Below are 12,510 nucleotides of genomic sequence, written 5' to 3' on the forward strand. Positions count from 1 at the left end.
TCGCCGTAGGCATGCATGTCGCCAAACAGGCTTTTCTTCCAGCCGCCAAAGCCGTGCCAGGCCATGGGCACCGGGATTGGCACATTGATGCCGACCATGCCGACCTGGATGCGGCGCGAAAACTCGCGGGCCACGTTGCCGTCGCGGGTGAAGCAGCTCACGCCGTTGCCGAATTCGTGGGCGTTGATCAGGTTCACCGCTTCGGCCAAGTCCTTGACCCGCACGCAACCGAGCACCGGGCCGAAAATTTCCTCTTTGTAGATCTTCATCTCAGGCGTCACGTGGTCGAACAGCGTGCCGCCCATCCAGAAGCCCTGGTCGCAGCCGGGGCCGGCATGTTTGCCGGTGAAGCCGCGGCCATCGACCAGCAGCTTGGCGCCTTCCTTGACGCCCTGGTCGATGTAACCCGTGATGCGACTGTGCGCCGCACCTGTGACGATGGGGCCCATCTCGGCATCAAGCTCGACCCCGTTCTTGACGACCAGGGCTTTCGCGCGCTCGGCCAGCATGGGAACGAGCTTGTCAGCGACATTGCCGACCAGCACCGCGACCGAAATCGCCATGCAGCGCTCGCCGGCCGAGCCGTAACCGGCGCCAATCAGTGCATCTACCGCCTGCTCCAGGTCGGCGTCGGGCATCACCACCATGTGGTTCTTCGCGCCGCCCAGCGCCTGCACGCGTTTGCCGTGGTGTGCGCCGGTTTCATAGATGTAATTGGCAATCGGTGTGGAGCCGACAAACGACACGGCCTTCACGTCGGGGTGCACCAGCAGCGCATCGACCGCTTCCTTGTCGCCCTGCACGACGTTGAACACGCCGTCGGGCAGGCCGGCCTGCTTGAGCAGTTCGGCCATGTACAGACTGGCGCTCGGGTCGATCGGGCTGGGCTTGAGGACGAAGCAGTTGCCGGCGGCAATGGCCACCGGGAACATCCACATCGGCACCATCACCGGAAAGTTGAAGGGGGTGATGCCGGCCACCACGCCGAGCGGCTGGCGCAGGGTCCAGTTGTCGATGCCGGTGCTCACCTGGTCGGTGAAGTCGCCCTTGAGCAGCTGCGGAATGCCACAGGCGAACTCGACGATGTCGATGCCGCGCGAGACCTCGCCCTGGGCATCGGTAAACACCTTGCCGTGTTCGGCCGTGATCATGTGGGCGAGCTTGTCCTTGTTCTGGTTCAGCAGTTCAAGGAACTTGAACATCACGCGGGCCCGGCGTATCGGCGGCGTGTCGGCCCAGGCCGGGAAGGCGGCCTGGGCCGCGCTGACGGCGGCGTCCACCTCGGTGGCATTCGCCAGTGCCACGCGGCCGGTCACGGCGCCGGTGGCGGGGTTGAAGACGTCCTGCGCACGGCCGGAGTTGCCGGGCACGGGGCGTCCGTTGATGGCGTGGCCTATGGCCTGGGCGCTGCTGTTCATATTTGGGCGGCTCATATCATTCATGGGTCTGTCTCCTGCAATTAACTTGTGACTAACCCATCAGATTAGCGGACTGGGCAAGCTTTTGCTACTTTGAATTTCTCAGAAGTGTTATAAATATTTCTAATAATGGACATCCAGACACTCCGGATTTTTGTGGCGGTGGCCCGCGAGGGCAGCCTGTCGCGCGCTGCCGACAAGCTGGCCCTGACCCAGCCGGCCGTCAGCCTGCAGATTAAAGGCCTGCAAGCTGCCACGGGGCTGACACTGTTCAAGCGCAGCGCGCAGGGCATGAACCTGACGCGCGACGGCGCGGCCCTGTTGCCGCAGGCCGAAAAAGTGCTGGCCGCGCAGGGCGACTTCAAAAACGCCGCGGCCCGCCTGCACAGCCAGGTGCGTGGCCGGCTGCGCATAGGCACCATCCTGGACCCCGAGTTCACCCGGCTCGGGGCTTTTCTGAAGGTGCTGGTGGAAACCGCGCCCCAGGTGGAGACCGAACTGCGCCAGGCCATGAGCGGCGAGGTGCTGGCGCAGATCGACCGGGGCGAGCTTGATGTGGGCTTTTACCTCGGCACACCGGCCCAGCCGCTGGGGGAAGCAAGTGATTTTATGGAAAATCGGGCCTCCGCCCTTGCCACACAAGCGCAGGCAGCTATACATTCAGGAGCAAATCAGGTGCCCGACCGGGCGGCGCGTTTTGCCATGCGGCAGCTCACCCACTTCACCTACCGGGTGCTGGCGCCGGCTGGCTGGGGGCCGCAGGTACGTGGCAAGGACTGGAAGGCGCTGGCGGCCCTGCCCTGGATTGCCACGCCGCCCGCCTCGGCCCACCACCGGCTGCTGGCCAGTGTGTTCGGTCCGCTGGGCGTCGAGCCGCACCGGGTGGCGCTGGTGGACCAGGAGGCGTCCATGCTGGACCTGGTCAAGTCCGGTGTGGGCCTGAGCCTGGTGCGCGACTCGATCGCGATCCGCGAGTCCCATGCCGCCGGCCTGGTGATTGCCGACCAGGTCAGCCTGCAAAGCGTGCTGAGTTTTGTCAGCCTGAACGCGCAGCGCCAGGCGCCGGTGGTGGCCAGCGCCTGGCAGGCGATTGAGGCGGTCTGGGGAGGGTAGGTGGCCCCCACGGTCGCGCACTGCGTGTCGCTTCCTGTCCCCCGAGGGGGCCGCTGCGCCTGCGGGCCGGCAAAGCCGGACCCGCGGCCCCTGCTGATAAAGACAAGAGCGCCCCACGCTCGCTCACTACGGTCAGTTCATTGCCACTGTAGGACAGGGCGGGCGGTGGATTGGAGACAAATGCCGTGGTGCTCGCCCCTGTCGCTGGATTAATATGCACTGGGTGGGCGGCCAGTCGTGCAAGTGGACACGACGCCGCCCCGTTCCGCCCATTGATCCCAAGCTGTTTGCACCTATCGACACCATGCCATCTCCGGAGGACGCTGCCGCGAGCGAATCTGCTCCGCACATTGACGCGCAGGACTCGCCCGACGGTGCGTGTTATCTGGTGCTGGGTCCGTGGACGGCCGCCGAACTCACGGCCCAGCCGGCGTGGCAGGATCTGACGCTCCAGCTCAAAGCGCTGGCTGCTGCGTCGGCCAGCACCGCCCTGTGGGACTTGCGCCAGATCGGGCAACTCGACCATCTGGGCGCCCAGGTGCTGTGGGACCACTGGGGCCGGCAATGGCCCGACAAGCTGGAAGTGCTGCCTGCGCAACGCGCGGTGCTGGACCGTGTGGCCCAGTTCAGTGTTGACCGGCCCGAGCCGCCGGTTACCAGTTTGCGGGAATCCTTTCTGTCGCTGGGCGAGGGCATTCTGAAGGTGGTGGACCACGGCACGGACCTGCTCGCCCTGGTGGGCCGGCTGCTGCTGAACCTGATCAAGCTTGTCAAAAACCCGCGTGAAGGACCCTGGCGAGACCTCTCCGGCCACCTGTACCACATCGGCGCGACGGCGCTGCCCATCACCGCCCTGGTCGGCTTCCTGATCGGTGTGGTCCTTGCCTACCTGATCTCGCAGCAGTTGCGTCAGTTTGGCGCCGATGCGTTCATCGTCAACATTCTGGGCATCTCGCTGATCCGCGAGCTCGGGCCGGTGCTCGCCGCCATCCTGATTGCCGGGCGTTCCGGTTCGGCGATCACGGCGCAGATCGGGGTGATGCGTGTGACCGAAGAGCTCGATGCCATGCGCGTGATGGGCATTGCCCACAGTTACCGGCTGGTCATGCCGCGCGCCATGGCGCTGGCCATCGTGATGCCGCTGATCAGCGTCTGGACCACGATTGCAGCCCTGCTCGGCGGCATGCTCGCTGCCGACCTTGTCATGGGTGTGACGCCGTCTTTTTTCATCAATGCCCTGCCCGATGCGGTGGAGGCCGCCAACCTGACGCTGGCCACCGCCAAGTCGGTGGTGTTCGGTGTGCTGATTGCGTTGATCGGCTGCCATTTCGGCCTGCGTGTCAAACCCAACACCGAAAGCCTGGGCCAGGGCACCACAGCCTCCGTGGTCACCTCGATCACGGTGGTCATCCTGGTCGATGCACTTTTTGCAGTGCTGTTCAAGAGTATCGGCGTATGAATAGGGCCCCCACGCTTGTCGCTGCGCGTACTACGCTGCCCCCCGAGGGGGCTGTGCTTGCTCGGGGCGGCCCTTCGCTGCGTACGTTGACCCCCACGCCCGTCACTACGTGTAGCTCTCGAGGCCTTGCAGGCCGCGGCTCGCAGGACGCTTCGCCTCTTTCGCCTGTCCAAAGCTGCGCAGGCAGCTTTGGAGCCGCAGGCTCCAGCCCCTCGGGGGCCGCTGCGCCTGCGGCCCGGCTAAGCCGGTTCCGCGGCCCCGGCTTGCTTGAAGAACCATTACTTCGGGGTCTGCGTGATGAGTGATGCCATTGTTGACATTCACGATCTGTGGACGGTGTTCAAAAACGGCAAGAAAGAGGCCGTCATTCACCAGGACCTGAACCTGCGCATAGAGCGCGGCGAGTTCATGTCGCTGGTCGGCGGCTCGGGCTCCGGCAAAACCGTGCTGCTGCGCGAGATGCTGGGGCTGGAAGCGCCGACCCGCGGCGAGATCACCGTGCTGGGCAAGCCGGCGGCCGAGCTGGGCAAGCGCGGTGCGGCGCGCCGCGTGGGCATGCTGTTTCAGCAAGGCGCGCTGTTTTCGGCCTTCACCGTGCTGGAAAACATTGCCTTTCCGCTGCGCGAGCTCAAGACCCTGCCGGACGCGCTGATCCGGGAGGCGGCCATGGTCAAGCTGCAGATGGTCGGCCTGGCGCCCGAACATGCCGACAAGATGCCCGCCGACCTGTCCGGCGGCATGGTCAAACGCGTGTCGCTGGCGCGTGCCCTGATCATGGACCCGCCGCTACTGCTGCTCGACGAACCGACCGCGGGCCTGGACCCGGAAAGCTCCGACAGCTTCTGCGCGCTGCTGCGCTCGCTGCACCGCGACATGGAACTCACCGTGGTGATGGTCACGCACGACCTGGACACACTGTTTGAGCTCAGCACGCGCATTTCCGTGCTGGCCGACAAGCAGGTCATTGTCAGCGGCCCGCCCCGCGACGTGATTGCCTTTCCGCACCCGTTTATCCGCAACTTTTTTCTTGGCGAGCGGGGCCAGCGCGCGATGGAGCTGTTGCGCGAGTATCCGTTTACTGTATGAGCCACCTCGAAGAGGGATGAAGGACTTTAACTATGGAAAACAAAGCCCATGCCATGGCCGCCGGCGCGTTTGTGCTGGTGGTGGCCGCCCTGCTGGCGCTGCTGGCCGTCTGGCTGACGCGCGACAGCGGCGAGCGGCACCTCTACGAGCTGTCCACGCGCCAGACGCTCTCGGGCCTGCAGCCGCAGGCGCAGGTGCGTTTTCGCGGCGTGCCGGTCGGCAAGGTCGAGTTCATCGGCTTTGACCACAAGATCAAGGGCAATGTGCTGGTGCGCATTTCGGTCGATGTCGGCACGCCCCTGACCCAGTCCACCTTTGCCACCGTCAGCTCGCAGGGGGTCACCGGCCTGGGTTTCATCCAGCTCGAAGACGACGGCCCGTCCACGGTGCTGCTGGTGCCCAACGACGACGACCCGCCCCGCATCCCGCTCAAGCCCGGCCTGCTCGACAAGCTGCTGGATAAAAGCGAGGTGATCATGGACCAGGTCGAGGCGGCCAGCATCAAACTCAACACGCTGCTCGGCGATGGCAACCAGCAGGCGCTGATGAGCGCCGTCCAGCAGTTCGGCCAGGCGGCTGACAGCATCAACAAGGTGGTCCTGAAGCTGGACCCGGTGGTTGCTTCGCTGCCCAAGCTGAGCCAGGAGGCGAGCGTCACCATGAAGTCGCTGAAAACCGCGGCCGACGATGTCTCCAAAACCGCCACCGAAGTGGGCACCACCGCCGAGCGCCTGAACGCCAAGGACGGCCCCATCGACAAGCTGGCTGCGGGCGGTGCCGCCCTGACCGCTACGGTGGAGACTTTCAGCGCGGCCACCCTGCCAAGGCTGGGTGAAGTGGCCGAGGAAACCGCCCGCGCCATGCGCCAGCTGCGGCGCACCGTCAACGCGGTGGACGACAACCCGCAATCGCTGATTTTCGGCAATGGCCCGCCCACACCCGGTCCGGGTGAGACAGGCTTTACCGCTCCCGGAGGAAAACCATGAACCCCCTGAATCCCGTCAATGCTATTGATACCGTAGCTGCTCGCGCACGCCAGGCAAGGGCTGCAGGCCGATTTGGCATGATGTTTCTGGTGGTGCTGGCGCTCACCGCCTGCTCGGCCCTGCCCGACAAGCCGCTGCGCGCCGCACTCTACGACTTCGGCCCCGGCCTGCTGAACACGCCGCCCGCGACGCGGCAGGCGCCGCTGCCGCCGCTGGCGCTGGCCGACATCTCGACGCCCGGCGGCGCCCTCGACAACCAGGCCGTGCTGTACCGGCTGGCCTACGCCGATGCGCAGCAATTGCGGCCCTACTCGCAGGCGCGCTGGAGCATGCCGCCCGCGCAGCTGGTGCGCCAGCGCCTGCGCGAAACGCTGGGCCGCGACCGGGCCGTTTTCAACGCGGGGGAGGGCCCGGCCCTGAACCGCAGCGCCGCCCTGGGGCCGCCGCCGCGCACGCTGCAGCTGCAACTTGAGGAGTTCAGCCACCTGTTCCAGTCGCCCACCAGCAGCACCGGGCTGGTCCGGCTGCACGCCACCTTCGTGGAGAACACACCAAGTGGTGAGAAACTGCTTGCCCAGCGTTACTTCACGGTCCAGCGCCCGGCCACCAGCGCCGACGCAGCCGGCGGCGTGCGCGCGTTGACTGCGGCGACCGACGCCGCGATTGAGGAGATCTCGCAATGGCTGCAGCAAATCCCCTGAAAACCGCCGCGCCGCCCGAAGGCGGGAACACCCCTCTGCCGCGGGAAACGGGCAGCGCCAAGCCGCCGGCGCTCCCTTCCCTGGAAGAACAATTGCAGCAAGCCGGACTCGAAGTGCTGGGCAGCTGCCAGAAAATGTCCGGCCGCGGCCCGGAGCTGCTGCAGCATTCGGCCCTGCTGGAAGACTTCACGATGAAGGAGCTCGACACCTTGGGTGACGCCATGCTGCTGATCCGCGCGCAGCCCGGGCAGGTGCTGATCGCTGAAGGGGACGCCGGCGACTGGATGCTGCTGCTGCTCAGTGGCACGGTCGATGTGACCAAAACCACGCCGGCGGGCGACGACGACCCGGATGCCGGAGACAACAAGTCCCGCCTCGGCGTGACCACCGAGGGCGCGGTTCTGGGCGAGATGTCCATGTTCGACCGCGATGTGCGTTACGCCACCTGCACCGCCATCGACGCGGTGGAGGCCGCGGTGCTGAGCCGCGCCGCCATCGGCCAGCTGATCCGCCAGCACCCCGGCGTCGGCGCCAAGCTGATGGTCAAGATCACCCAGCTGCTGGCCCAGCGCCTGCGCAACACCAGCAACCGGCTGGTGCGTTTGCTACAAAAACAATAGCTGTTTGCGCCCGTCGGCATGGGGCTGGAGGCTGATTTGATGAATATCATGAGGCAATGGACATGAACGCACCCGCCCTGCGCGGAGGCCTGCTGGCCTTGTTCGCGGCAGCGCTGTTTGGCGTCAGCACCCCGCTGGTTCAGTACTTCGGCAAGGGGCTGGGCGCGCTGAGCACCGCAGCCCTGCTCTATGCGGGCGCTGCGGTGGCCGGTGCGCTGCTGCGGCGCGGCGCCACGCGCGAGGCCGCGCTGCGCCGCAGCGATCTGCCGCGCCTGCTGGCTGTGGTCGCCTTTGGCGCCGTGATCGGCCCGGTGGCGCTGGCCTGGGGCCTGCAGCGCACCAGCGGTGCCAGTGCCTCACTGATGCTGACCCTGGAGGCCCTGTTCACCGCTGTCCTCGCCTGGCGGCTGTACCGTGAAACCCTGGGCCCCCGCGTCTGGGTGGCCATGGCACTGTTGCTGGCCGGCGGGGCAGTGCTGATTCTGGACCAGGCCCGCCTGGGCGGCGCCCAGTTGGCCGGCCTGCTGGCCGTGCTGGTGGCCACGGCCGCCTGGGGCATGGACAACACCTTGTCACGCGCGCTTGCCGAGCGCGACCCGGGGCAGGTGGTGCTGGTCAAGGCCGCGCTGGGCGCCACCGTGACGGCCGTGCTTGCGCTGGCTTTCGCCGAAGCGGCGCCCACGCTGGCCGCTGCGGCCGGTCTGCTGGCGGTCGGGGCCACCGGCTACGGCCTGAGCCTGCGCTTTTACCTGCTGGCGCAGCGGGCTTTCGGGGCGGCCCGCACCGGCTCTGTTTTTGCCTTCGCACCCTTCATAGGCGCGGTGCTCGCGCTGGCGCTCGGCGACCGCTCGGTCAGCGCATGGATGGGCGCCGGCGGGCTGCTGATGCTGGGCGGTGTGTTGCTGCACCTGATGGAGTCACACGGCCACGCACACGCGCACACGGCCATGGACCATGAACATGCGCATGACCACGCCGATGGCCACCACACCCACCGCCACGAGCCCATGCCGCAGGGTACGCACAGCCACCCGCACCAGCACGAGCCGCTGCAGCACGCGCACCCGCATGTGCCGGACGCGCATCACCTGCATCACCACTGAATGAGGGGCCGGAAGCTGGACCAGCAGATGGGCCAGCAGATGGGCCCACAGAAGGACCGTTCGCCAGCCTTGACGCGGCGGGTGCCACCCCGGCAAGGGCTGGTCAGAGGGGTGCTACAAAAACAATAGCTGCTTGCGCCCATTCCGCAAGGGCGCAGGGCTGATTTTTCTTACAACGACCGGCTCAACACCGGAAACAGCTTGTGCAGCCCGCCAGCCATCACCTCGATCGCCAGCGCCGCCAGGATCAGGCCCATGAGTCGGGTCATCACGTTGATGCCGGTTTTGCCCAGCACCCGCGCAATCGGGTTGGCCAGCGCAAAACAGACGGCCGTGGCCAGCCCGATCACCACGCCGTAACCCACCAGCATGCTCAGCTGCAGGAAGTTCTGCGCCTTCTCCGCGTAAATCACCACGGTCGACATGGTGGCCGGGCCGGTCAGCAGGGGAATCGTCAGCGGCACCACGGCAATGCTGGCGCCCATGGCCGCCTTCTCTGCACCATCTTCGTATTCATTGGTCTGCGCCTTGGCCTCGGCCGGCTGGGCGTTGAGCATGTTCATCGAGCTGATCAGCAGCAGCATGCCGCCCCCGACCTGGAAGCTGGCCAGCGAGATGCTGAAGAAGTCCAGAATCTGCAGCCCCAGCAGCGCGCTGGTGGCAATCACCAGAAACGCGCTGAACGACGCCGTGATAATGGTGCGCCGCCGCTGCGCACGCGAAAAGCCCTGCGTGTAGTGAATGAAAAACGGAACAATGGCCAGCGGATTGACGATGGCCAGCAAGGCGACAAGCGGTTTGAAATCCATGAACGTTCTTTCGCGGTTCGTTCGTCAAATGGCGGGGGTGACCGGTGTGGTTATACACGTGTCTGACTTGCCCGTTTCCTGCGCTGTAGGGAGGGCGTCGAAGTAGCAGGCCGGTTGAACCTGGCGCAAAGCCGAGTCGAGTGTAAAGAGGGCTTCACCAGTATCAACGCAAGATTGTCATCAGCGACAAAGGCTGGTTCTGGCCCCAGGTTCGAGCCTTAGGCGGGGAGCCAGCCAGGGCTCGAACCTGCAAAAGGTGATGTTCTCGAAAATTCGCGTAGCTCAGTAACGCCATACGACGATAACTGTCGCGGTCTACCCTAAACGCTTCCCTACCTGCCACCCGCCACATCCAGTAAAGCCCCCGTGGTGTAGCTGGACTCTTCAGACATCAGCCACACAATGGCCTTGGCCACTTCGTCGGCGGTGCCGGCGCGCTGCATGGGCACCTGGGGCGCCAGGTCGCGTGCTCGGTTGGGCAGGCCGCCTGAGGCGTGAATCTCTGTTTCGATGATGCCGGGCCGCACCGCGTTGACGCGTATGCCCTCGGTGGCGACTTCCTTGGCCAGGCCGATGGTGAAGGTATCTACGGCGCCCTTGGAGGCCGCGTAGTCCACATACTGGCCGGGCGCGCCCAGCCGGGCTGCGGCGCTGGAGACGTTGACAATGGCGCCGCCCGCACCGCCATAACGCGTGCTCATGCGTTTGACCGCTTCGCGTGCGCAGACCATGGTGCCAATCACGTTGATGTCGAACATGCGTTTGAGGCGCGCCACGCTCATGCCGTCCACACGTTCGGTGCGGTCCACCACGCCGGCGTTGTTGACCAGGGCGGTGAGCCGGCCAAGCTTGGCGTCGACTTTCTCAAACATCGCCAGCACCTGGCTCTCCTCGGCCACGTCGGCCTGCACCGTGATGGCCGTGCCGCCGCCCTGACGGATCTGCCGCACCACCTCGTCGGCGGCGAGTGAGTTGGCGCTGTAGTTGACCGCCACGGCGTAACCGGCGCGGGCTGCAAGCAGGGCGGTGGCCGCGCCAATGCCGCGCGAACCCCCGGTGATCAGAACAATGTTGGACAAAGCCGTTCTCCAGCAAAAAAAAGCAATCCCGGTTACAAACCGGGTTGACCTGAATCTACATCAATCGGCCGCAACGGCTGCCGGCGCCGCAAAAACAGCGCCCCCACTGGAGACACCCTTGAGCACCACCATCGACTACTACTTCACGCCACAAAGCCCGTGGACCTACCTGGGCCACCAGCGGTTTGTGCAGATTGCCAGCGCGGCCGGCGCGGCGGTGCGGGTGCTGCCGGTGGACTTCGGCAAGGTTTTCCCGGTCTCCGGCGGCCTGCCACTGGGCCAGCGCGCGCCCCAGCGCCAGGCCTACCGGCTGGTGGAACTGCAGCGTTTTGGCGAGCATCTGCAGTTGCCCATCAACCGCCAGCCCAAATTTTTCCCCGTGGGGGGCGACCCCGCCGCGCGGCTGATCACCGCGGTGGACCAGGCCGATGGCAGCGCCGCGGCCATGACCCTGGCCGGCGCGATTTTCGCGGCGGTCTGGGTGCAAGAGCGCAACATCGCCGACGACGCGGTGCTGGCAGAGATCCTGCACGAGTGTGGACTGGACGCCGGGCGTCTGGCCCAGTCGCACAGCCCGGCCATCCAGCAGCTGTATGAAACCCGCACCCAACAGGCCATCGACGCTGGGGTGTTTGGCGCGCCCAGCTACGTGGTTGGCGGCGAGATTTTCTGGGGCCAGGACCGGCTCGATCTGCTTGAGAAAAAACTCGCCGCGAAATAAATTTCTAGACCTTGATCAGCAACTGAACAGGAGACTTTCGCCATGGGCAAATTCATCGACCTCACTTCCGCCGACGGTTTTGTTTTTCCGGCCTACGTGGCCGAGCCGGCCGGCACGCCGAAAGCCGCCGTGGTGGTGCTGCAGGAAATTTTCGGCGTCAACTCGCACATCCGTTCCGTGGCTGACGGTTACGCGGCGGCCGGTTACCTGGCGGTCGCGCCAGCCACCTTCCACCGCGTCCGGCCGGGCGTGGACATCGGCTACACCGACGCCGACATGAAAACCGGCATGGAACTCAAGGCGGCAGTGGAAGCCCTGCCGGCGCCCGGCGTCTTGCCGGATGTGCAGGCGGCCATCCACCACGCCGCAAAAAGCACGGGCGGCAAGGTCGGCATCGTCGGGTACTGCTGGGGCGGCCTGCTGACCTGGCGCGCGGCCTGCACGCTGTCCGGCCTGTCGGCGGCGGTGCCTTATTACGGCGGCGGCATGACGGCCGGTGACGAACCCGCGCGCAAGCCGGCCTGCCCGGTGCTGGCGCACTTCGGCAACCAGGACCACTGGATTCCGCTGGACACGGTGGAAGCCTTCAAAAAAGCCCAGCCCGGCGTCGAAGTCCATGTCTACGACGCCAACCATGGCTTCAACTGCGACCAGCGCGGCTCGTACAACGAAGCGGCGGCCAAACTTGCCAAAGAGCGCACGCTGGCCTTTTTGGCGCAACACCTGGCCTGACCATGGCCTGCGCCCGAAACTTCAAGCGTTTTTGGCTTTCAGCCCTTGTGTGGCGGGCGCAGGCAGCTATTGTTTTGGTAGCGTTTTCGGCGCTGGCCCAGGCCGCCGACTACAGCGGCCCGCTGTTCGATGCGCACCTGCATTACAACGAGGAGGCCTGGAACGGCAGCGTCGGTCCCCATGGTCCCGCCGATGTGCTGGCGCGCATGCAGCGGAGCGGCGTCAAGGCCATCGTCGCCAACTCGCGGCCCAACGACGGCACCAAGGCGCTGGCGGCTTCGGAGCAGACGGCGCGCGCCGGTGTGACCGTGGTGCCCTTCATCCGCCTGTACCGCAACCGCGCCGACTACGACAACTGGTTTCGCGACGAAACCATTTACGAGATGGTGCAGGCCGAGTTTGCGCGCGGCGTCAGCGGCGCCCAGGCCGGCCCGTACAAGGGTATCGGCGAATTCCATCTGTACGACAGCGCCAATGCCAACGGACCGGTCGCGAAAAAGCTGATGCAGTTCGCCGAGAAAAACAGACTCGCCGTGCTTTCGCATGTGGACGATGTGGCGATAGACCTGCTCATGGCCCATGCCCCCAACGCCCGACTGATCTGGGCGCACACCGGCATCAGCGGCGCCCCCGTGGCGCGGGTGGAGGCGCTGCTGGCCCGCTACCCGACGCTGATGGGCGAG

Annotated in this window: 13 protein-coding genes; 10 read left to right on the forward strand and 3 right to left on the reverse strand. The window is 65.9% G+C overall.

Translation table 11 applies throughout. The features are described 5' to 3' along the window. Positions 1-1,418 (reverse strand): CoA-acylating methylmalonate-semialdehyde dehydrogenase (locus tag PSV33_RS12490; protein WP_300562313.1); only part of this gene is annotated, 1,418 nt, incomplete at its 3' end. Positions 1,419-1,547: 129 nt separating this feature from the next. Between PSV33_RS12490 and PSV33_RS12495 the strand changes: the two genes are divergently transcribed. The 7 genes from PSV33_RS12495 (at position 1,548) to PSV33_RS12525 (ending at position 8,486) form a co-directional block, all read left to right on the forward strand. Further along, positions 1,548-2,531, forward strand: a complete 984-nt coding sequence (locus tag PSV33_RS12495) for a LysR family transcriptional regulator (RefSeq protein WP_300562278.1) — start codon at positions 1,548-1,550, stop codon at positions 2,529-2,531. A gap of 304 nt (positions 2,532-2,835) precedes the next feature. Continuing rightward, a complete protein-coding gene (locus tag PSV33_RS12500; RefSeq protein WP_300562280.1) occupies positions 2,836-3,990 on the forward strand; it encodes an ABC transporter permease in 1,155 nt (384 codons plus the stop codon). Positions 3,991-4,287: 297 nt separating this feature from the next. Beyond that, positions 4,288-5,076 carry an ATP-binding cassette domain-containing protein gene (locus tag PSV33_RS12505; RefSeq protein ID WP_300562283.1) on the forward strand — a complete coding sequence of 263 codons (789 nt, stop codon included), beginning with the start codon at positions 4,288-4,290 and terminating at the stop codon, positions 5,074-5,076. A 32-nt stretch (positions 5,077-5,108) separates the two neighbouring features. After that, the gene (locus PSV33_RS12510) at positions 5,109-6,062 is read left to right on the forward strand and encodes an MlaD family protein (RefSeq protein ID WP_300562286.1); all 954 of its coding nucleotides are present in this window, start codon (positions 5,109-5,111) and stop codon (positions 6,060-6,062) included. Beyond that, entirely contained in the window at positions 6,059-6,763 is a 705-nt protein-coding gene (locus tag PSV33_RS12515; protein ID WP_300562289.1) for an ABC-type transport auxiliary lipoprotein family protein, read from the forward strand. The genes PSV33_RS12510 and PSV33_RS12515 overlap by 4 nt, the downstream gene beginning before the upstream one ends. Next, positions 6,742-7,383, forward strand: a complete 642-nt coding sequence (locus PSV33_RS12520; protein ID WP_300562292.1) for a cyclic nucleotide-binding domain-containing protein — start codon at positions 6,742-6,744, stop codon at positions 7,381-7,383. Before PSV33_RS12515 ends, PSV33_RS12520 begins: the two co-directional genes overlap by 22 nt. Positions 7,384-7,439: 56 nt before the next feature. Continuing rightward, positions 7,440-8,486: an EamA family transporter gene (locus PSV33_RS12525; protein WP_300562294.1), complete on the forward strand. Its 1,047-nt coding sequence runs from the start codon at positions 7,440-7,442 to the stop codon at positions 8,484-8,486. A 170-nt stretch (positions 8,487-8,656) separates the two neighbouring features. Here the strand turns inward: PSV33_RS12525 and PSV33_RS12530 are convergent, their stop codons facing one another. Together PSV33_RS12530 and PSV33_RS12535 are read right to left on the reverse strand one after the other, a co-directional pair. After that, positions 8,657-9,295: a MarC family protein gene (locus PSV33_RS12530; protein ID WP_300562297.1), complete on the reverse strand. Its 639-nt coding sequence runs from the start codon at positions 9,293-9,295 to the stop codon at positions 8,657-8,659. A gap of 332 nt (positions 9,296-9,627) precedes the next feature. Further along, the gene (locus PSV33_RS12535; RefSeq protein ID WP_300562301.1) at positions 9,628-10,374 is read right to left on the reverse strand and encodes an SDR family oxidoreductase; all 747 of its coding nucleotides are present in this window, start codon (positions 10,372-10,374) and stop codon (positions 9,628-9,630) included. Positions 10,375-10,492: 118 nt separating this feature from the next. Here PSV33_RS12535 and PSV33_RS12540 point away from each other — a divergent pair, with 118 nt between their 5' ends. From PSV33_RS12540 to PSV33_RS12550, 3 genes are all read left to right on the forward strand, one after another. Continuing rightward, entirely contained in the window at positions 10,493-11,095 is a 603-nt protein-coding gene (locus PSV33_RS12540) for a 2-hydroxychromene-2-carboxylate isomerase (protein ID WP_300562304.1), read from the forward strand. Between the two features lie 42 nt (positions 11,096-11,137). Then, the gene (locus PSV33_RS12545; protein ID WP_300562307.1) at positions 11,138-11,827 is read left to right on the forward strand and encodes a dienelactone hydrolase family protein; all 690 of its coding nucleotides are present in this window, start codon (positions 11,138-11,140) and stop codon (positions 11,825-11,827) included. 74 nt (positions 11,828-11,901) lie between these two features. After that, a partial coding sequence (locus tag PSV33_RS12550; protein WP_300562310.1) for an amidohydrolase occupies positions 11,902-12,510 on the forward strand: 609 nt, incomplete at its 3' end.

Origin of the sequence: Polaromonas sp. (genome assembly GCF_029945895.1) — a bacterium.
Taxonomy (GTDB): Bacteria; Pseudomonadota; Gammaproteobacteria; order Burkholderiales; family Burkholderiaceae_C; genus Polaromonas.

What these genes read in the sequence shown, in the direction of transcription:
- PSV33_RS12530 (WP_300562297.1), bottom strand. Translation starts at nt 9,295, where the DNA reads ATGGATTTCAAACCGCTTGTCGCCTTGCTGGCCATCGTCAATCCGCTG.
- PSV33_RS12505 (WP_300562283.1), top strand. Translation starts at nt 4,288, where the DNA reads ATGAGTGATGCCATTGTTGACATTCACGATCTGTGGACGGTGTTCAAA.
- PSV33_RS12500 (WP_300562280.1), top strand. Translation starts at nt 2,836, where the DNA reads ATGCCATCTCCGGAGGACGCTGCCGCGAGCGAATCTGCTCCGCACATT.
- PSV33_RS12510 (WP_300562286.1), top strand. Translation starts at nt 5,109, where the DNA reads ATGGAAAACAAAGCCCATGCCATGGCCGCCGGCGCGTTTGTGCTGGTG.
- PSV33_RS12525 (WP_300562294.1), top strand. Translation starts at nt 7,440, where the DNA reads ATGGACATGAACGCACCCGCCCTGCGCGGAGGCCTGCTGGCCTTGTTC.
- PSV33_RS12545 (WP_300562307.1), top strand. Translation starts at nt 11,138, where the DNA reads ATGGGCAAATTCATCGACCTCACTTCCGCCGACGGTTTTGTTTTTCCG.
- PSV33_RS12520 (WP_300562292.1), top strand. Translation starts at nt 6,742, where the DNA reads ATGGCTGCAGCAAATCCCCTGAAAACCGCCGCGCCGCCCGAAGGCGGG.
- PSV33_RS12515 (WP_300562289.1), top strand. Translation starts at nt 6,059, where the DNA reads ATGAACCCCCTGAATCCCGTCAATGCTATTGATACCGTAGCTGCTCGC.
- PSV33_RS12495 (WP_300562278.1), top strand. Translation starts at nt 1,548, where the DNA reads ATGGACATCCAGACACTCCGGATTTTTGTGGCGGTGGCCCGCGAGGGC.